Source organism: Janthinobacterium silvisoli (genome assembly GCF_014200725.1).
GTDB lineage: Bacteria > Pseudomonadota > Gammaproteobacteria > Burkholderiales > Burkholderiaceae_D > Janthinobacterium.
The window spans coordinates 1,781,693-1,799,303 of the sequence record NZ_JACHCL010000001.1 but is presented as its reverse complement, the minus strand read 5'-3'; the positions used below and the strand labels follow the sequence as shown (position 1 = coordinate 1,799,303).

At 62.8% G+C, this 17,611-nt stretch carries 18 protein-coding genes; 15 read left to right on the top strand and 3 right to left on the bottom strand.

Translation table 11 applies throughout. The features are described 5' to 3' along the window. Positions 1–6 precede the first annotated feature (6 nt). The 13 genes from HDE75_RS08095 to eutC all read left to right on the top strand — a co-directional run bounded on the left by HDE75_RS08095 (position 7) and on the right by eutC (position 12,835). Positions 7–909, top strand: coding sequence for an ion transporter (locus HDE75_RS08095; RefSeq protein ID WP_183675278.1), 903 nt, complete (start codon positions 7–9; stop codon positions 907–909). Between the two features lie 36 nt (positions 910–945). Beyond that, positions 946–1,926, top strand: a complete 981-nt coding sequence (locus tag HDE75_RS08090) for a 3-oxoacyl-[acyl-carrier-protein] synthase III C-terminal domain-containing protein (RefSeq protein ID WP_183675280.1) — start codon at positions 946–948, stop codon at positions 1,924–1,926. Positions 1,927–1,936: 10 nt separating this feature from the next. Beyond that, complete coding sequence (locus HDE75_RS08085; protein WP_183675282.1) at positions 1,937–2,974, top strand: NAD-dependent epimerase/dehydratase family protein; 1,038 nt, start codon at positions 1,937–1,939, stop codon at positions 2,972–2,974. After that, the gene (locus tag HDE75_RS08080) at positions 2,967–3,797 is read left to right on the top strand and encodes an MBL fold metallo-hydrolase (protein WP_183675284.1); all 831 of its coding nucleotides are present in this window, start codon (positions 2,967–2,969) and stop codon (positions 3,795–3,797) included. Before HDE75_RS08085 ends, HDE75_RS08080 begins: the two co-directional genes overlap by 8 nt. After that, positions 3,794–5,089 (top strand): F390 synthetase-related protein, encoded by a 1,296-nt coding sequence (locus HDE75_RS08075; RefSeq protein ID WP_183675286.1) that lies wholly within the window; start codon positions 3,794–3,796, stop codon positions 5,087–5,089. Before HDE75_RS08080 ends, HDE75_RS08075 begins: the two co-directional genes overlap by 4 nt. Further along, positions 5,086–5,709 carry a phosphatase PAP2 family protein gene (locus HDE75_RS08070; protein ID WP_183675287.1) on the top strand — a complete coding sequence of 208 codons (624 nt, stop codon included), beginning with the start codon at positions 5,086–5,088 and terminating at the stop codon, positions 5,707–5,709. Before HDE75_RS08075 ends, HDE75_RS08070 begins: the two co-directional genes overlap by 4 nt. After that, positions 5,706–6,818, top strand: a complete 1,113-nt coding sequence (locus tag HDE75_RS08065) for a sterol desaturase family protein (RefSeq protein ID WP_183675289.1) — start codon at positions 5,706–5,708, stop codon at positions 6,816–6,818. Before HDE75_RS08070 ends, HDE75_RS08065 begins: the two co-directional genes overlap by 4 nt. After that, the gene (locus tag HDE75_RS08060; protein ID WP_183675291.1) at positions 6,815–7,912 is read left to right on the top strand and encodes a fatty acid desaturase family protein; all 1,098 of its coding nucleotides are present in this window, start codon (positions 6,815–6,817) and stop codon (positions 7,910–7,912) included. The genes HDE75_RS08065 and HDE75_RS08060 overlap by 4 nt, the downstream gene beginning before the upstream one ends. Positions 7,913–7,979: 67 nt before the next feature. Next, positions 7,980–8,543, top strand: a complete 564-nt coding sequence (locus tag HDE75_RS08055) for a GbsR/MarR family transcriptional regulator (protein WP_183675293.1) — start codon at positions 7,980–7,982, stop codon at positions 8,541–8,543. Next, on the top strand, positions 8,540–9,184 hold the full coding sequence (locus HDE75_RS08050; protein ID WP_183675294.1) for a DUF4166 domain-containing protein: 645 nt from the start codon (positions 8,540–8,542) through the stop codon (positions 9,182–9,184). Before HDE75_RS08055 ends, HDE75_RS08050 begins: the two co-directional genes overlap by 4 nt. After that, positions 9,181–10,632 carry a TIGR01777 family oxidoreductase gene (locus HDE75_RS08045; protein WP_183675296.1) on the top strand — a complete coding sequence of 484 codons (1,452 nt, stop codon included), beginning with the start codon at positions 9,181–9,183 and terminating at the stop codon, positions 10,630–10,632. Before HDE75_RS08050 ends, HDE75_RS08045 begins: the two co-directional genes overlap by 4 nt. Before the next feature lie 32 nt (positions 10,633–10,664). Continuing rightward, the gene (locus HDE75_RS08040) at positions 10,665–12,065 is read left to right on the top strand and encodes an ethanolamine ammonia-lyase subunit EutB (RefSeq protein WP_183675298.1); all 1,401 of its coding nucleotides are present in this window, start codon (positions 10,665–10,667) and stop codon (positions 12,063–12,065) included. Beyond that, positions 12,062–12,835: an ethanolamine ammonia-lyase subunit EutC gene (gene eutC, locus HDE75_RS08035; RefSeq protein ID WP_183675300.1), complete on the top strand. Its 774-nt coding sequence runs from the start codon at positions 12,062–12,064 to the stop codon at positions 12,833–12,835. The genes HDE75_RS08040 and eutC overlap by 4 nt, the downstream gene beginning before the upstream one ends. On the opposite strand, the gene tsaD is transcribed toward eutC, so the two are convergent. Next, a complete protein-coding gene (gene tsaD, locus HDE75_RS08030) occupies positions 12,836–13,876 on the bottom strand; it encodes a tRNA (adenosine(37)-N6)-threonylcarbamoyltransferase complex transferase subunit TsaD (protein ID WP_183675302.1) in 1,041 nt (346 codons plus the stop codon). 212 nt (positions 13,877–14,088) lie between these two features. Here tsaD and HDE75_RS08025 point away from each other — a divergent pair, with 212 nt between their 5' ends. Continuing rightward, positions 14,089–14,499, top strand: coding sequence for a Rieske (2Fe-2S) protein (locus HDE75_RS08025; protein ID WP_183675304.1), 411 nt, complete (start codon positions 14,089–14,091; stop codon positions 14,497–14,499). A 57-nt stretch (positions 14,500–14,556) separates the two neighbouring features. Here HDE75_RS08025 and HDE75_RS08020 read toward each other — a convergent pair whose 3' ends face one another. Further along, a complete protein-coding gene (locus tag HDE75_RS08020; RefSeq protein WP_183675306.1) occupies positions 14,557–15,618 on the bottom strand; it encodes a 3-deoxy-7-phosphoheptulonate synthase in 1,062 nt (353 codons plus the stop codon). A gap of 161 nt (positions 15,619–15,779) precedes the next feature. Further along, on the bottom strand, positions 15,780–16,457 hold the full coding sequence (locus tag HDE75_RS08015; protein WP_183675308.1) for a hypothetical protein: 678 nt from the start codon (positions 16,455–16,457) through the stop codon (positions 15,780–15,782). A gap of 160 nt (positions 16,458–16,617) precedes the next feature. Between HDE75_RS08015 and ybiB the strand changes: the two genes are divergently transcribed. After that, entirely contained in the window at positions 16,618–17,598 is a 981-nt protein-coding gene (gene ybiB, locus HDE75_RS08010; RefSeq protein WP_183675310.1) for a DNA-binding protein YbiB, read from the top strand. Positions 17,599–17,611: the final 13 nt, after the last annotated feature.

Below are 17,611 nucleotides of genomic sequence, written 5' to 3'. Positions count from 1 at the left end.
ATCCCCATGAAGCCAGAGTCCACCCATGCGACCTTGACACCGCAGCAACTTGCCGCGCAAGAAGCAAAGCAGCGCTACGGCAAGCCTGAACGGGGCTGGCGCGAAAAACTGTATATCGTCATCTTTGAGGCGGAAACCCGCACGGGCCGTGCTTTCGACCTGGTGCTGATCGCCGCCATCCTGATGAGCGTGACGGTGGTCGTGCTGAGCAGCATCGCTTCCGTAGCGGCCCGCTACAACACCTTGCTGATGGCGCTGGAATGGTTTTTCACCATTTTATTTACCATCGAATACATCGCCCGTTTGCTGTGTCTGAAGCATCCCGTGCGCTACGCCAAGAGTTTTTTCGGTGTCATCGACTTGCTGGCGATCATCCCCACCTATATCGGCTTGCTGTTGCCGGGCGCCCATGTGCTGATCGACGTGCGCATTTTGCGCCTGCTGCGCATGTTCCGTATCCTCAAGCTGACGTCGTACGTGCATGAATACACGGTGCTGGGCCGCGCCTTGCTAGCAAGCAAGCGCAAGATTTTGATCTTTTTATCGTTCGTGATGATGGTGGTGTTTTTGTTGGGAACTGTGATGTATGTCGTGGAAGGGCCAGATAATGGTTTTACCAGTATTCCGACCGCCATATACTGGGCCATCAGTACCATGACTACCGTGGGTTTCGGCGATATCGCGCCGAAGACCGACATCGGGCGCGCCATCTCATCGCTGATGATGCTGCTCGGCTGGGGCATCCTGGCAGTGCCAACCGGCATTATCAGCTCCGAAATGACGATGCAGCGCAGCGTCAAGCTCGTCACCACGCGGGCCTGCCCCGCCTGCCTGAAAGAAGGGCTCGACGACGACGCCAGGTTTTGCAAGAACTGTGGCGACAAATTGCCGCCCATGGCGCTTGATTAACAAACTTTAGCGCACCCACTTTAAATAAGGCCAACAATGATTCCAGTTCGCTTGATAGCGACGGGCAAGGCCGTGCCGTCCCACAGTGTCAGCTCCGATAGCCTGGACCGGAAACTCGGCCATCCACCCGGCTATACCTTGCGCAAGAGCCGCGTGCTGTCGCGTTTCGTGGCCGCGCCCGATGAATCGCAAAGCCAGCTGGGCGCGGCTGCCCTGCGCGATGCCTTGACCAATGCCGGTCTCAAACTGGCCGATATCGACTTGCTGATCGGCGCCTGCGGCGTGCCCGAACAAGCCTTGCCGAACACGGCCTGTTTTATCGCCCAGCATGCAGGCTTGCCGCCCGGCACACCGACCTTCGATATCAACGCCAGCTGCCTCAGCTTCATGGCCGCTTTCCGCGTGGCCGCGTCCTTGCTGGCCGATGGCGGCTACCGGCGCATCGCCATCGTTGCTTCTGATCTCGCTTCACGCGGGGTCGACTGGAGCGAGCCGGAAGCGTCGATGATCTTTGGCGATGGCGCCGCCGCCGTCATCGTCGAGCGCGGCGATGGCGCCGCCGGCATCCGCGCCTACAAGATGGGCACCTATCCCGAAGGGCGGCGCTACTGTGAAATTCGCGGCGGCGGTACCGAGCGCAATCCGCGCAATGGCGTAGAACCGGCCGACTATCTGTTCCGCATGGATGGCAAGGCGGTGTTTCGCCTGGCCGTGAAAGTCATGCCCGGTTTCCTGGAACAATTGATGGTCGAATCGGGCGCCGGCCTGGAACGCATCGATGTGGTGGTGCCGCACCAGGCCAGCCCGCTGGGATTGGCGCATGCGGCGCGCATCCTCGATGTTCCCGATGCTAAAATCATCAAGATATTTGAACACCATGGCAACCAGGTTGCCGCCTCGATTCCTACCGCGCTGCATGAGGCGGTGATGACGGGGCGGGCCGTGGCCGGCCAGCGCTTGCTGATGATGGGGACGGCCGCCGGCCTGACCATAGGCGGCATGGTGGTCGACCTATGAGGAAGGCGCGATGAGGCGGATACTGGTCACGGGAGCGACGGGCGGCTTGGGGCGCAATGCCGTGCAGACCTTGTTGGCGCAGGGCGTGGAGGTGCGCGCCACGGGCCGCAACCTGGCCGTGGGCCTGGAGCTGGAGCGCCTGGGCGCGCAGTTCATGCCATTGGACCTGGCCCTGGCCACGCCGCAGCAGGTCGACCAGCTGGTACGCGGCATGGATACGGTCTGGCATTGCGCGGCCCTGTCGTCCCCTTGGGGGCTGGAGCGCGACTTCATCGCCGCTAACGTCACGGCCACGGGCCAGCTGCTGCGCGCGGCCGGCAGCTTGCACGTGGAACGCTTCGTGCACATCTCCACGCCCGCCATGTATTTCGATTACCGCAACCGCTACGAAGTGCCGGAAACCTTCCGTCCCGATACCTTTGTCAACGCCTATGCGCGCAGCAAGGCGATGGCCGAAAAGCTGGTGCAGGATGCGGCCGAGCGCCATCCGGCCATGCGCTGCGTGATCCTGCGCCCGCGCGCCATCTTCGGCCCGCATGACCAGGTGCTGATCCCGCGCCTGGCTCGCGTGCTGGGCCAGCGCGGCGGCAAACTGCCGCTGCCCCATGGCGGCGCCGTCACGCTCGACATCACTTATGTCGACAATGTGGTGCATGCGATGTGGCTGGCGACGACGCATAAAAACCTGCAGTCTGGCGCTGCCTTCAATATCACCAATGGCGAACCGGCGCGCCTGTGCGATATCTTGCGCAGCCTGTTTTGCGACCATTTGCAGCAGCCGTTCGAGATCATCAAAGTACCTTACCGCCTGCTTGCGCTGGCCGCGCGCCTGATGCAATTCGCTGCACGCTTTACGCGTCGTGAACCTGCACTCACGTCCTACAGTATCGGCGCGCTCAGTTTCGACATGACGCTCGATAACGCCAAGGCGCGCAAGGTGCTGGGCTACCAGCCCATCGTCAGCCTGCAGGAAGGTATCGCCCGCACGGCGCAGTGGATGCGCCAGGAAGCGGCGGCCGTCAAGCTGATCAGGGAGCGCAATGGCTAGCATCACTACCTTTCGCGTCGGCCACTGCACCCATCCATCGTGCATGGTCTTGAAAGGCAGCGGGCTGGCCAGCCGCTGTTTCCCCTCGCGCGCCTATCTGATCGAAACACGTGCCGGCCTTTACCTGTGGGACACCGGCTATGCCGAACACTTCCGCGCTGCCACGGCCAAGGGCGTGTACCGGCTGTACGCCTGGGTGACGCCGATCTCGTTTGAGGCGCACGAATCGTTGCAAGGGCAACTGCGCGCGCATGGTGTATCGCCCAAGGATATCCACACCTTGCTGCTGTCGCACTTCCATGCCGACCATATCGCCGGCCTGCGCGATTTTCCTGCCGCCCGTTTGATGTGCTCCCAAGCGGGATGGGACGCCGTGCGCAGCCTGTCCGGTTTTGCCGCCGTGCGTCAGGCTTTCGTGCCCGAGCTGCTGCCGAATGACATCGCCGACCGCCTGGGCTTTGTCGAAGGCGTGCCCGAGACAGCCTTGCCGGCCGCCCTCCATCCTTTTACGACAGGGCGTGATGTCAGCGGCACCGGTGAAATCTATATCGTCGCATTGCCCGGCCATGCCGTTGGCCATCTCGGCGCCTTCGTGCTGCAAGATAGTGGCTGGACCTTGCTGGCGTCCGACGCCGCCTGGGTGCCGGAAAGCTTTCAGCAATTGCGCGGACCGTCGGAACTATCCTTTATCGTCCAGCACCAGCGCGCGCCGTATTACGATACCTTGCAGCGTTTGCACCAGTTGCACCAGTCGGGCAATGCGCAGATCCGCATCACGCATGAAGATACGCCCGATTACGTGGCCGTGGCGGGCCGGCCATGATGCGCATCATCTGGCTATTGCAGTCTTACTGGCGCACGCGCCGGCTGCGTTTTACGAACCGTGTGCAGCTGGAAGCCCATCAACGCCGGCAACTGGCCCGTTTTACGGACACGCTATGTGCGCGCAGCCGCTACTTTGCGCCATACCGGGCGCTGCCGCTGGCGCAGTGGCCGAACATGGACAAGGCGCTGATGCTCGAACATTTTGACGCCATGAATACGGCCGGCGTGCGTTTGGTCCCCGCGATGGAAGCGGCCATGGCGGCCGAGCGCAGCCGCGACTTTACACCGGCTGTGGGCGATATCACGGTAGGCCTGTCGTCGGGCACATCGGCACGGCGCGCCGTGTTTGCCGTCAGCCCCCGCGAAAAGGCGCAATGGGCCGGCGTGATGCTGGCCAAGGCCCTGCCGGACGGCTTGTTTTCCGGCGAAAAGGTTGCCCTGTTCCTGCGCGCGAACAGCAATCTGTACACGGCCGTGCGTTCTCCATGGCTGACCTTTTCCTTTTTCGACTTGTTTCAGCCATTCGATGTGCTGTGCGCCGAACTGGTGGTCTATCAGCCTTCCGTGATCGTCGCGCCGGCGCAAGTGCTGCGCCAGCTGGCCCTGGACGTGGTCGCCGGCAGGCTGGCCTTGGCGCCGAAAAAAGTCATCTCGGTCGCCGAAGTGCTGGAGCCGCAAGACCGTGCCTTGATCGTGCAGGCGTTTGGCGCCGTGCATGAGATTTACCAGGCCACCGAGGGTTTTTTGGCCAGTACCTGCGAGCATGGCGTGCTGCATTTGAACGAAGAGTATGTGCACGTCGAGCCGCAGTGGCTCGATGCTGAACAGCGCCGCTTCGTGCCCGTGATTACCGACTTTACGCGCATCACGCAGCCCATCGTGCGCTACCGCCTGGACGATATCCTGGTCGCCCGTGCCTCGCCGTGCGCCTGCGGCCGGGCCACGCGCGCGATCGACGGTATCGAAGGGCGCTGCGACGATATGCTGGTGCTGCCATCTGCGCGTGATGGCGATACGGTGGCCGTATTTGCCGACGTGCTCACGCGCGCGCTGGCGCAAGCCTTGCCGCCCGACGCCGATTACCGGCTGGTGCAGCACGGCGACGTGGCCCTGTTGCTGCATGCGGCCCTAAATGAGGTGGAACTGGCGGCGCTGCGCGAGCATCTGGTCGCCGTGCTGCGCGGGCTGGGCGTGGCCGTCGATGCGCTGGCATGGACGCTATCGAACACTTTGCCTGGCTTTGACCCCACCAAAAAACGGCGCCGCATCACGCGCCATGCCGCGCCATGAAGCTACGTTCACGCCTGCTGCACCTGCTGGCCGGCTGGGGCAGCGTGGGTCTCGTGTATTTTTCCAGCGACGTACTGCAGGGGCAGGGCGCGCTCTTGCCTGAAACGGCGCTGGACCGCGCGATTCCCTACAACGATGCGGCCATCTGGCTGTATCTGTCTTTCTTTATCCTGATCCCCTACGCCTATCTGGTGGCCGATACGGTGCGCGTGCGCTGGCTGGCGCGCGCCATGATGATTTCCGCTCTGATCTGCGGCCTGGTGTTTTTACTGTACCCCACCACCCTGGCTTATCCGCCCGTGGGCAATGGCAGTGGCTGGAGCACGCAAGCCTTGCGCTGGCTGCAGGCTGCAGACTCCACGCAAAACTGTTTGCCTTCGCTGCACGGCGCCCTGACCCTGCTGTGCGTATGGGCTCTGTACGACAGACTGCGTCTGCTTCGTTCCACGCTGGCGGCGCTGCTGGGCGTGGCCATCTGCTATGCCATCATCGCGCTACGCCGCCATCTCGGCATCGACCTGGCCGCCGGCCTGGCCGTAGGGCTGGCGGGCGGCATGCTGGCGAACCTGCAGCTATCCCTGTCTGAACGCCGCGCTCTTTCCATGAAAGCCGCATCATGAATCCATTCGCCCTGTCTTTCCTCATCATGCTGGCCTTCGTGCTGGCCGAACTGCTGATCCTGAAATGGCTGCGCAAAACCCCGGTGCCGTGGCGCGATGTGATCTTCAACCTCAATTCCGGGCATATCCTGATGTGGGTGTTTCGCGGTGTGGAAGTGGCCGCCTTCGGGCTGCTGCTGCATTACGCGAATTTGCACATCATCGACCAGTGGCCGGTGGCAGCGCAGTGGGTCTTTGCCTTTTTTGCGTGGGACTTGTGTTTTTACTGGATGCACCGGCTGCACCACAAGTTTCCGCTGCTGTGGGCCGTGCATGTGGTGCACCACCAGGGCGAGCATTTCAACCTGTCGCTGGGCGTGCGCAATTCCTGGTATTCCTCGCTGACGAATTTCCCCTTTATCGCCATCCTGGCCGTGCTGGGCGTACCTCTGGAAGTATTCCTCGTCGTCTCGTCGCTGCATTATTCGGTGCAGTTCTATAACCACAATGCGCTGGTCAACAAGTCCGGTATCCTTGACCGTTTTCTGGTCACGCCTTTGCACCACCGCGTGCACCACGGTACCGACAAGCGCTACATCAACCGCAATTTCGGCGGCACCCTGCTGCTGTGGGATAAGGTATTCGGCAGCTTCCAGCCCGAACTCGAGGGTGTGGAAATGCGTTATGGCGTCAAGGGCATGGCGCCCACGCATAACCCGCTGTTGGCCAGCAATGGCAAGCTGTTCAAGTGGCTGCGGGTCCGCTTCCCACACTGGCAGTCGCGTGGTCTTTTCCATGTGCCGGAACTGTATATCGGCATCGGCGGCGTGATCCTGTTCGGCCTGGTGATTTATTACGTCAACCATGAAGCGGCGCTGGCTGGAGCGCAGCAAGCGATATTGTTTGCGCTGATCTTTGGCGGCACCCTGGCGCTGGGCGGCTTGTCCGATGCGCGCCGCTGGGGCGCCATCGCCTGGGTGGGCATCGCGCTGACCATGCCGCTGCTGTTTTTCGGCTGGTATGGCGCGCGCGATGCCTGGGGCATGGTCTTCCTGGCGGCGCTGCTGGTGCATGGCCTCGATGGCACGCGCCGATTGTGGTGGCCCGCCGCTGCCGGTACGCGGACATGACCCAACTGCTGCGCTTCCGCCCGGCGCGCGATTCCGCATTCCGGCGCGAGTTGCGTGCACGGGCCGAGGCCTACCTGGCCGCCAAACATACACATCGTTTTGGTGACTGGCGTGTATATGCCAAGGCCATCTTCCTGGCCGTGCTGACGGCGCTGCTGTATATGCTGGCGCTGCGTACCAGCAGCGCATGGGCTTTCGTGGCTTGCTATGCCGGCTGCCTGGTTGCGGCGATGGCGCTGGCCATGAATACCTTGCACGATGCGGCCCACGGTGCCGTGTTCCGCCATGGGCCGCTGAACCGGCTGCTGATACGGCTGGTGGCCTTGCCGGTTGGCGTGGACACGGATTTCTGGACCATCCGCCACGTGCATTTTCACCACCCGTATGCCAACGTGGATGGCCATGACCTCGACACGAAACCGAATCCTTTTTTGCGCCAGACGCCTTTCCAGCGCTGGTCGCCGCAGTACCGTTATCAGCACCTGTACTGGCCCGTGGTGGCGGCGCTGTCGCTGCCCTACCTGAACTGGTATGGCGACTGGCTGGACCGTTTCGGCAAGACGCCGGTGGCCGCGAACAGCCGGCTGCAGGGCTGGCCTGGCTGGCTGTCTTTTTTTTGCTGGAAGCTGGGCCACGTGACGCTGGTGCTGGCCTTGCCGCTATGGCTGCTGCATGATCATGTCGGCTGGGGCGTGGTGCTGGGCGCGTATCTGCTTGGGCAAATGATGGCGTCCTGCGTGCTGGTGGCGCTGATACTGGGTACGCACTGGGCCGAGGTAGACTTTTTCCAGCCGCAGGCAGATAGCAGCCTGCCGCACGACTGGTGCCAGCACACGTTTTACACGGCCTGCGACTGGACGCCGCAGCCGTGCGCCTTGCGTCATCTCGGCTACTGGCTGGGTGGGCTCAATCTGCACCTGACCCATCATTTGTTCCCGACCTGGAGCCACCGCCACTATCGGGCACTGGCGCACATCATCGCCGAACTGGCACCACAGCATGGCCTGGCCTACCGCAATCTCACTTACCGGCAATTGCACGTTTCGCAGCAAGCCTTTTTGCGTGCCATGGGCCAGCCTCCCGCAAGTGATTGACGAATCGTGCTTGACGCGGGTTCCGTGACGTCTTACATTTCTGTAACGACAGAAATAAGAGAAAGTCATGGAACTGAGTCCGACCACGCAAAAATATATCCTCCACTGGGGTGAAATGGGTACCCGCTGGGGCGTCAACCGCACGGTGTCGCAAATTCACGCGCTGCTGTTCCTGGCCAATGAGCCTTTGACGGCTGAAGACATCGCCGAGACCTTGAATGTGGCCCGCTCGAACGTCAGCAACAGCCTGAAGGAATTGCAAAGCTGGGGCCTGGCCCGCATCACGCATGTGATGGGGGACCGGCGCGACCATTTCGTTGCCCTGCAGGATGTGTGGGAAATCTTCAGGGTCATCATGGAAGAGCGCAAGCGACGCGAAATTGATCCCACCCTGTCGGTGCTGCGCGAATGCGCGATCGAGGGCGAGCACGATGCGGCGATTGCGCCGCAGACCCTGGTCCGCATGGGCGAGGTGCTGGCTTTCCTGGAAATGCTCAGCGCCACCTATAGCGACTATAAAAACCTGCCGCCCGCGACCCTGCAGCGCATGCTGTCCATGGGCGGCAAGGTGGCCAAATTCCTCAGTCCCGACGACAAGCCGGCCAAGTCGAAAAAGCCGGGCAAGCCATGAACGGCCCTTCTGAAGGAGAATTGTTCCGGAAGGTGATGGGGGCCGAATGGGGCAAGCTGCATCCTGATATCCGCCGCCGCTTCGAGAAAAACCCTGCGCCGGGCCAGCCCTTGTATTACCAGGGTGAACTGAGTCAGCTGCGCAGCTCGCGCCTGGGCAAGCTGCTCGGTTTTATCACGCGCCCCTTTATCGATGGCGCGTTGATTCCGTATGACGATACGGACTTCCCCGTCGATATCGAAGTCTATTCCAAGCCCGGCTGCCCGCACATCTTCAAGCAGCGCACTTACCGCCTGCATGGCCGCCAGCCTATCCGCTTTACTTCCTACATGGCCGAGAGCGAGCGCGGCGAAGTGCTGGAATACGTGGGCATGGGCCTGGGCATGAAGCTGCGGCTGCATGTCGATGGCGGCAATCTGTACTTCACCAGCGATGGTTATTTCTGGGATATCTTCGGCTGGCGCATGCCGCTGCCCGGCCTGCTAACGCCCGGCAAAACCTTTTTATGCCACCGCAACGATGACCGCGAGCAGTTCAATATCCGCATCGAGATACGCCACGCCCTGTTTGGCAAGACTTTTTTGCAGGTGGGCCGCTTCCATGAAATCGCCGCCCCCGCACACGAGAAGGAAAAATCATGAATACGCATTTGCTGGCCCTGCAACTGATGGCGGCGCAAGGCTGCCTGGGCGCCTTCGATACCTTGTACCACCATGAGCTGACCGAGGCGCTGCCGCAAAAAACTTCGGCGCGGCTGGAGCTGTCGATCCACGCGGTGCGCGCCCTGATCTACAGCGCGCTGTTTATCGGCTTGTCCGCCTGGCAGTGGCACGGCGGTTGGGCCTGGACGCTGGTCGCCATCTTCAGCGTGGAAATCGTGTTGACCCTGTGGGACTTTGTGGTGGAAGACCGCACGCGCTTGCTGCCCGCCACCGAGCGCGTCACGCATACGGTGCTGGCGATGAACGGCGGCGCCTTCATCGCCTTGCTGGCCCTGAATAGCAGCGACTGGGCCAGCTTGCCGACTGCCCTGGTATGGCAACCACAGGGATGGCTCAGCGTCTTTTTGGCATTGTGCGGCATAGGCGTGGGCTTGTCCGGCCTGCGCGATGCCTACGCGGCCTGGCAGTTGCGCAGCCGCGAGCAGGAAAAAGCTGAGCTGCTGAGCTTTGGCAGCAGACCGCAAACGGTGCTGGTGACGGGCGCCACCGGTTTCATCGGCCAGCAGCTGGTGGCCGCCTTGCTGGCCCATGGCCATCTGCTGACAGTCTTGACGCGTCAGCCGAAAGCATCGGCATGGCTGTTCGATGGCAGGGTACGCTGCATCGAGTCTGTCGATGAATTGGGGGATGCCCAGCGCATCGATATGGTGATCAACCTGGCCGGTGCGCGCATTGTCGGCTGGCGCTGGACGCAAGCGCGCAAGGCGGCCTTGCGCCGTAGCCGGGTGGCCCTGACGCAGGAACTGGTGGCGTGGATCGCCCGCGCGCAGCACAAACCGAGGGTGCTGCTGTCGGCCTCGGCCATCGGTTATTACGGCGTGCAGCCGCAGGGTGACGACCGGGAATTGGACGAAGACAGCGCACCGCAGTCCATCTTCATGTCGCAGCTGTGCACCGAATGGGAAGCGGCTGCGCGCGAGGCGGAAAAATTTGGCGTGCAAGTGGCCCGCATGCGTTTTGGCCTGGTCTTTGGCCGCCAGGGCTCGCTGCCGCAAATGCTGTTGCCGATCAAACTCGGTATGGGCGGCCCGCTGGGCAGCGGTCTGCAATGGATGTCTTGGGTGCATGTGCACGATGTGCTGCGGGGCATCGCTCACCTGGCGCTGCGCAGCGAACAAACTGCTGTGGATGGGGCCTATAACTTCTGCGCGCCGGAAGCGGTCCGGCAGCGCCGCTTCGCGCAGGTGGCAGGCCAGGTGCTGCACCGGCCATCGTTCATGCCCACACCGGCGTTTGTCATGCGGGGCTTGCTGGGCGAGCAGGCCGACTTGCTGGTCGAAGGCCAGCGCGTGGTGCCGCAGCGGCTGCTGGCTGACGGTTTTGTCTTCCAGTATCCGCAACTGGAAGGGGCGCTGCGCAGCCTGTAAGCTGGTGTAGTATGGGGCTACTGGAGACGCCCATGCCCCGATTCAGTCACACTATCGCCAGCCACACTTACCAGTTCGGCAGCTTGAAAGATTTGCTGGCCAGGGCCACGCCGCTGCGCTCCGGCGATGTGCTGGCCGGTGTGGCGGCAGCCAGCGCGCAGGAAAGGGTGGCTGCGCAAATGGCGCTGGCCGAGGTGCCGCTGCCGCTATTTCTCAATGAAGTGCTGGTGCCCTATGAAAGCGACGAAGTCACGCGTTTGATCATCGACACGCATGACCGGAACGCCTTTGCGCCGATTGCGACGCTGTGCGTGGGCGAGTTCCGGGATTGGCTGCTCAGCGATGCGGCCGACACGCCCACGCTGGCGGCTGTGGCTCCCGGCATCACGCCAGAAATGGCGGCGGCCGTGTCCAAGCTGATGCGCCTGCAAGACCTGGTGCTGGTGGCAAAAAAGTGCCGCGTCGTCACGGCCTTCCGCAATACCCTGGGCCTGGAAAACCGGCTGGCCACGCGGCTGCAGCCGAATCACCCCACCGATGACGCCACCGGTATCGCCGCTTCCATGCTCGATGGCCTGATGTATGGCAGTGGCGACGCCGTGATCGGCATCAATCCCGCCACCGACAACGTGGCGCAAGTGGTCTCGCTGCTGCATTTGCTCGACGCCGTCATCAGCCAGTACCAGATACCCACGCAAGCGTGCGTGCTCACGCATGTCAGCAATACCCTCGAAGCGATACGGCGCGGCGCACCGGTCGACCTGGTATTCCAGTCCGTGGCCGGCACCGAAGCTGCCAACCGCAGTTTCGGCATCGACCTGGCGCTGCTAGCCGAGGCGCGGGCGGCGGCCCTGTCGCTGGGGCGCGGCACGGTGGGCAGCAACGTCATGTATTTCGAGACTGGCCAGGGCAGTGCGCTGTCGGCGGGCGCCCATGCGGGCATGGACCAGCAGACTTGCGAGGCGCGCGCGTATGCAGTGGCGCGCGCTTTCCAGCCGCTGCTGGTCAACTCGGTAGTGGGTTTTATCGGTCCCGAATATCTGTATGACGGCAAGCAGATCATGCGCGCGGGACTGGAAGACCATTTCTGCGCCAAGCTGCTGGGCCTGCCCATGGGCTGCGACGTCTGCTACACCAACCACGCGGAGGCGGACCAGGATGATATGGACGCCTTGCTGACCATGCTGTGCGTGGCCGGCTGCAATTTCATCATGGGCGTACCCGGCGCCGACGACATCATGCTGGGCTACCAGAGCACTTCCTTTCACGATGCGCTGTATGCGCGCCGCGTATTGGGCTTGCGCGCCGCGCCCGAATTCGAAGCCTGGCTGCAGACCATGGCGATTACGGATATCCAGGGCCGCCTGAGCGGGACGCTGGCGCCAGCCTTCCAGGCGGCGCTGCTGCGCCTCGATGGCAAGGGCAGACCATGAACAGGCACGACCCATGGCAAACCTTGCGCCGCCATACGCCGGCGCGCATCGGACAAGGGCGCAGCGGCGTGAGCACGCCCACTGCCGCGCACCTGGCGTTTCAACTGGCCCACGCCCAGGCGCGCGACGCCGTGCAGCTGGCACTCGACGGCGTGGCGCTGGCGCAAGCTTGCTGTTTCGATGGCCACACCGGTCTGCTGCTGCATAGCGCGGCGGCCAGCCGCAGCGAATATCTGCAGCGCCCCGACCTGGGACGCCGGCTCGATCAGGCTTCGCGCACGCAGTTAGCCAGTATGCCGGCCGGTGCGGACCTGGCGCTGGTGGCGGCCGATGGCCTGTCGGCGCTGGCCGTGCAGCGGCATGTTGCTCCTTTCCTGGCTGCCCTGCGCGCCAGGCTGGCGCTGGAAACGTGGACGGTGACTCCGCTGATGATCGTGCAGCAGGGGCGGGTGGCGGTCGGCGATGAAGTGGGCGCCTTGCTGAAGGCGCGCGCCGTGCTGGTGATGATAGGCGAGCGGCCCGGCCTGAGTGTGCCGGACAGCCTGGGCCTGTATCTGACGTGGGCGCCGGCAGTGGGTTTGCGCGACGATAGCCGCAACTGCATTTCCAACGTACGCCCCGAGGGGCTGCCGTATGGACAAGCCGCGTACCGCCTGCATTATCTGTTGTCGCAGGCGTTCAGCCGGCAGTTGTCCGGCGTGGCGCTGAAGGATGAAACGGTGACAGAGGGCGCGGCCCTGGCGGGCACGCGCAATTTTCTGCTGGAGTGATCAGATCTCGCGGATGTCATCGAGCGGCCAGCGCGGCCGCACATTGAACGAGTAATCGTACTTGGCCGCGTCCGGGTTGATCTGCAAACGCATGGCGCCGGCAAAGGCGATCATGGCGCCATTGTCGGTACAGAATTCCAGCTCCGGGTAATACACCTTGAAGCGTTTCTTGGCGGCCGCCGCGTTGAGCGAGGCGCGCAGCTGCGCGTTGGCGCCCACGCCGCCGGCAATCACCAGCCGTTTCAAGCCCGTATGCTTCAGGGCCGACACGCATTTGGCCGTCAGCACTTCAACGATGGCGTCGACGAAACCGCGCGCAATATTGGCCTTGTCCTGCTCGCAGATATTGGCGATGACTTTTTCTTCATGGTTTTTCACCACCGTCAGCACGGCCGTCTTCAAGCCGGAAAAGCTGAAGTTGAAATCCTTCGAGTGCATCATCGGGCGCGGCAGCTTGTAGGCCAGCGGGTCGCCAAATTCGGCCAGGCGCGAAATGGCGGGGCCGCCCGGATAGCCCAGGCCCAGCAGCTTGGCCGATTTGTCGAACGCTTCGCCGGCCGCGTCGTCCAGCGTTTCGCCCAGCAGGGTGTACTGGCCCACGCCGTCGACGCGCATCAGCTGCGTGTGGCCGCCCGAGACCAGCAGCGCGATAAACGGGAATTCGGGCGGTTCGGACGCCAGCAAAGGCGACAGCAAATGGCCTTCCAGGTGGTGGATGCCCAGCACCGGCTTGTTGATGGCCAGGCCCAGGCTGCAGGCGACGGACGAGCCGACCAGCAGCGCGCCAGCCAGGCCGGGGCCTTGCGTGTAGGCGATGGCGTCGATGTCGGCCAGGGCGATGTCGGCCTTGCCCAGCGCTTCTTCGAGCAGGGGAATGGCGCGGCGGATATGGTCGCGCGACGCCAGTTCCGGCACCACGCCGCCATACTGCTCGTGCATGGCCACTTGCGAATAAAGGGCGTGCGACAGCAGGCCGCGTTGCGTGTCGTACAGGGCCAGGCCGGTTTCGTCACAGGAGGATTCGACGCCAAGAACAATCATGAAGGTGCTAGGTAAGGGGGGAGTAATCCGACATTGTAAAGGAAAGCCGGCCCGCCCACCGTGCGGCCGGCGCACCATTTCGGCGGCAGTGTGCACTTGCGCAGTGCGGCAGCAAGCCGTTTTATGTAGCCGTGGCGCTCTTGCAGCCCGTATTTTTTCCACTGGCACCACTTTTGCTTGGATAAGGGGATACCTTTCTTGGGGAGCTTGCGATGTCCGAACAATGGAAAATGATCTGCCGCCTGAAGGAACTGCCGCAGGCTGGCGTGCGCATGGTGCAGCGGGGCCTGGCCTGGCAGGATTTGCCGGGCGTGGCCGTGTTTCATGGGGCCGACGATACAGTGTATGCACTGCTCGACATGCTGCCTTGCCTGGGTGGCCCGCTGGCGCACGGGGAGCTGCGCGGCACAAGCCTGGTGGGACCGCAGGAAAGCTGGGTCATTGATCTCGATGCCGGCTGCCTGGTATCGCCCATGACCGGCATGGCGCGCCTGTACAAGGTGCGCATCCTCGATGGCCGCGTCTACCTGGATTTAAATGAATTGAATACCCCGGCCAGCAAGGCCGAGCAGGCGCTGGCCGGCTCTTACGCGGTGCTGCCGCATGTGCAGATGGTGGGATAAAGCCAGCAAGCAAAAAAAACGGCGCACAAGGCGCCGTTCCTGGTAGAGCCGCAGGCCTTAAGCCGGGCGGTTCAATAAATGAGCGTGCGCATCGCGCAGCATCGTCTCTGTCGTATCCCAGTCGATGCAGCCGTCGGTGACGGAGCAGCCGTAGGTCAGTTGCGACAGGTCTTGCGGGATCTTCTGGTTGCCGCCGACGATGTTCGATTCGATCATCACGCCGACCAGCGAGCGGTTGCCCTGGCGGATCTGGTTGATCACGTCGGCCATTACCAGCGGTTGTAGTTCCGGTTTCTTGTAGCTATTGGCGTGCGAGCAGTCGACTACCAGGTTGGCTGGCAGCTTGGCCTTGGCCAGCGCCTGTTCGGCGATTGCTACCGAGACCGAATCGTAGTTCGGACGGCCATCGCCGCCGCGCAGTACCACGTGGCCATACGCGTTGCCGCGCGTGCGCACGATGGCGACATTGCCTTCGCTGTTAATGCCCAGGAAGGAGTGCGGGTGCGCCGACGACAGGATGGCGTTGACGGCGATGCTGATGTCGCCATCGGTGCCGTTCTTGAAGCCGACCGGCGTCGACAGGCCCGACGACATTTCGCGGTGGGTTTGCGATTCGGTGGTGCGCGCGCCGATGGCGGTCCAGGCGATCAGGTCGCCCAGGTACTGCGGCGAGATCGGGTCCAGCGCTTCGGTGGCGGTCGGCAAACCCAGTTCGCATACGTCCAGCAGGAACTGGCGCGCTTTTTCCATGCCTTCGTTGACCTTGAACGAGTCATCCATGTACGGATCGTTGATATAGCCTTTCCAGCCCGTGGTGGTGCGTGGTTTTTCGAAATACACGCGCATCACCAGCAGCATGGTGTCCTTGACTTCCTCTTGCAGCGCTTTCAGGCGGCGCGCGTAATCGAGGCCGGCGACCGGGTCGTGGATGGAGCAAGGGCCCACGACCACGAACAAACGCTTGTCTTTGCGGTCGATGATGTTGCGCAGCGTTTCGCGGCCGCGGTTGACGGTGTCGAACGCGCTGGCCGACAGCGGCAGTTTGGCGTGCAGGTCGGCCGGCGTAGGCATCGGCGCGAAGGAGGTGACGTTGATATTTTCGATGTCTGGCGTATTCATGATTCTGGCTCGGCTTTCGATATTGCGTTCTTAAGAGGCAATAGTGTAGCGGAAATGCGGCCTGGCGGCGGGAGCGTGCTTAAAACCGGGCTAAAACGGAATGGCTGAGTTGTTTTTCTGGCAGGCCCGGCATTGCACCGGACTTGCCATCGTGGCGATTTTCAGCGGCCGCTGCTCACGCCATGGCCGAAGGCGTAGCGTGCGATATTACGGCGACTGCCCGCCAGTTCCGGCGGCTTGGGCATGCCCGGGTGGCGCCGTACGTGTTCCATGATCAGGGCTTCATGGGCTTGTATCTGCGCGTCCAGGCAGGTGATTTGCTGGCACAGCAACTGGTGCAGCGCCTGCTGGCCATTGCGCAGATGCTCGTCCAGCAGGGCCACTTCCTGCTTGCGCACCTGCTGTATCGCTTGCAGGCGGCGCAGCCACAACCGCAGTTCCAGATAGGCGGGCGAGGGAGGTGTCCAGGGGGCGGGGCGGGCTGCTTCGCAATAATGGGCCAGTACGACCGCCCTGTACCCGGCTTCCTCGTCCAGGCCGCACTTGTGCACGAATTGCAACAGTGGCGCGCCCTGGGCGTCGCACACCAGCATGCCCATGGCGGCCAGGCCTTGCGCGGGCGCCTCGCTGAACGGCGCATCGAGACGCATGCAGACGCGTAAACCCATCACGGGCACATCGTTGCGCTGCAGCCAGCTGCGCAGCCAGCGGTAGCCGGCCAGGTCGTTTTCGACCACCTTGCACAGCACCTGGCCGCCGGACAGCAGCACGGTCTTGAGCAGTAATTTGCCTGTTTCGATGCCGACGAAGGCGGTTTCCTGTTTGGCGATGTGTTCCATGATGATTCCTCCCTTGCAGGCTTATACGCAGGGGTGCTTGAGCTGGATTCAAGCCGGATTCAATTCTGCAGGGAAATATTTTTCTGCCAGGCTGTTGCATCTTTGCCTGGTGTGGCGGAGGGCCTGGCGCCCGAGTGAAAAATCCGTGTAAGCTTGCGCCATGACTACTGTATCCATACCCCATCACGACGTGGCTGGCGAGCCATTTCCAGCCGCCCGCTTCATCAAGGAGATAGGCCGCGGCAAGAATGGCGCCCGCAGCATGACGCGCGATGACGCCTGCGCCCTGTACCGCGCCATGCTCGAAGGGCGCGTATCGGACCTGGAACTGGGCGGCATCTTGCTCTCCATGCGCATCAAGGGCGAGTCCGTCGATGAAATTGCCGGCTTCCTCGATGCGGCCGAGGCATCGTTCGCGCCGCTGGCTGCGCCGGCCGGCGCCTATCTGCCCATCGTGATTCCCAGCTACAACGGTGCGCGCAAGATGGCCAATCTGACGGCTTTGCTGGCGCTGCTGCTGGCCCGCGCCGGTGCGCCCGTGCTCGTGCATGGCGTCAGCAGCGACCCGGGCCGCGTCACGACCGCCGAAGTGCTGGCTGAACTCGGTGTACCCGCCTGCGCCAGTCACGCCGAGGCGGAAGCGGCCATGCTCCGTGGTGAGGTGGCTTTCCTGCCCATCGAAGCGCTGGCGCCGCAGATGGCGCATCTGCTGTCGCTGCGCAGGGTCTTGGGAGTGCGCAATTCCACCCATACCCTGGTGAAAATCATGCAGCCGTTTGCCGGTCCGGCCCTGCGCCTGGTGTCCTATACGCACCCGGAATACCTGGAAATGCTGGGCGAGTATTTCACCACGGCCGCGCCAGTCGAGCGGGGCGGGGCCTTTTTGATGCGCGGCACGGAAGGTGAAACGGTGGCCAATGCCAACAAAGCGCAGCAGATCGACTGGTTTCATGGCCATCAGCGCACCGTGTTGGTCGAGAAGCAATTGCAGGTAGAACAATTGCCGCACTTGCCAGCCGAACGCGACGCGGCTACCACCGCCCACTGGATATCTAGCGTGCTGCGCGGTGATATCCGTGTGCCGGCATCGATCGCCGAACAGGTGGAGCAATGCCTGCAGGCAGCGAAGGTCAGTGGATAAAGGGCATGTCCGT

What these genes read in the sequence shown, in the direction of transcription:
- HDE75_RS08095 (WP_183675278.1), top strand. Translation starts at nt 7, where the DNA reads ATGAAGCCAGAGTCCACCCATGCGACCTTGACACCGCAGCAACTTGCC.
- HDE75_RS08090 (WP_183675280.1), top strand. Translation starts at nt 946, where the DNA reads ATGATTCCAGTTCGCTTGATAGCGACGGGCAAGGCCGTGCCGTCCCAC.
- HDE75_RS08085 (WP_183675282.1), top strand. Translation starts at nt 1,937, where the DNA reads ATGAGGCGGATACTGGTCACGGGAGCGACGGGCGGCTTGGGGCGCAAT.
- HDE75_RS08080 (WP_183675284.1), top strand. Translation starts at nt 2,967, where the DNA reads ATGGCTAGCATCACTACCTTTCGCGTCGGCCACTGCACCCATCCATCG.
- HDE75_RS08075 (WP_183675286.1), top strand. Translation starts at nt 3,794, where the DNA reads ATGATGCGCATCATCTGGCTATTGCAGTCTTACTGGCGCACGCGCCGG.
- HDE75_RS08070 (WP_183675287.1), top strand. Translation starts at nt 5,086, where the DNA reads ATGAAGCTACGTTCACGCCTGCTGCACCTGCTGGCCGGCTGGGGCAGC.
- HDE75_RS08065 (WP_183675289.1), top strand. Translation starts at nt 5,706, where the DNA reads ATGAATCCATTCGCCCTGTCTTTCCTCATCATGCTGGCCTTCGTGCTG.
- HDE75_RS08060 (WP_183675291.1), top strand. Translation starts at nt 6,815, where the DNA reads ATGACCCAACTGCTGCGCTTCCGCCCGGCGCGCGATTCCGCATTCCGG.
- HDE75_RS08055 (WP_183675293.1), top strand. Translation starts at nt 7,980, where the DNA reads ATGGAACTGAGTCCGACCACGCAAAAATATATCCTCCACTGGGGTGAA.
- HDE75_RS08050 (WP_183675294.1), top strand. Translation starts at nt 8,540, where the DNA reads ATGAACGGCCCTTCTGAAGGAGAATTGTTCCGGAAGGTGATGGGGGCC.
- HDE75_RS08045 (WP_183675296.1), top strand. Translation starts at nt 9,181, where the DNA reads ATGAATACGCATTTGCTGGCCCTGCAACTGATGGCGGCGCAAGGCTGC.
- HDE75_RS08040 (WP_183675298.1), top strand. Translation starts at nt 10,665, where the DNA reads ATGCCCCGATTCAGTCACACTATCGCCAGCCACACTTACCAGTTCGGC.
- eutC (WP_183675300.1), top strand. Translation starts at nt 12,062, where the DNA reads ATGAACAGGCACGACCCATGGCAAACCTTGCGCCGCCATACGCCGGCG.
- tsaD (WP_183675302.1), bottom strand. Translation starts at nt 13,876, where the DNA reads ATGATTGTTCTTGGCGTCGAATCCTCCTGTGACGAAACCGGCCTGGCC.
- HDE75_RS08025 (WP_183675304.1), top strand. Translation starts at nt 14,089, where the DNA reads ATGTCCGAACAATGGAAAATGATCTGCCGCCTGAAGGAACTGCCGCAG.
- HDE75_RS08020 (WP_183675306.1), bottom strand. Translation starts at nt 15,618, where the DNA reads ATGAATACGCCAGACATCGAAAATATCAACGTCACCTCCTTCGCGCCG.
- HDE75_RS08015 (WP_183675308.1), bottom strand. Translation starts at nt 16,457, where the DNA reads ATGGAACACATCGCCAAACAGGAAACCGCCTTCGTCGGCATCGAAACA.
- ybiB (WP_183675310.1), top strand. Translation starts at nt 16,618, where the DNA reads ATGACTACTGTATCCATACCCCATCACGACGTGGCTGGCGAGCCATTT.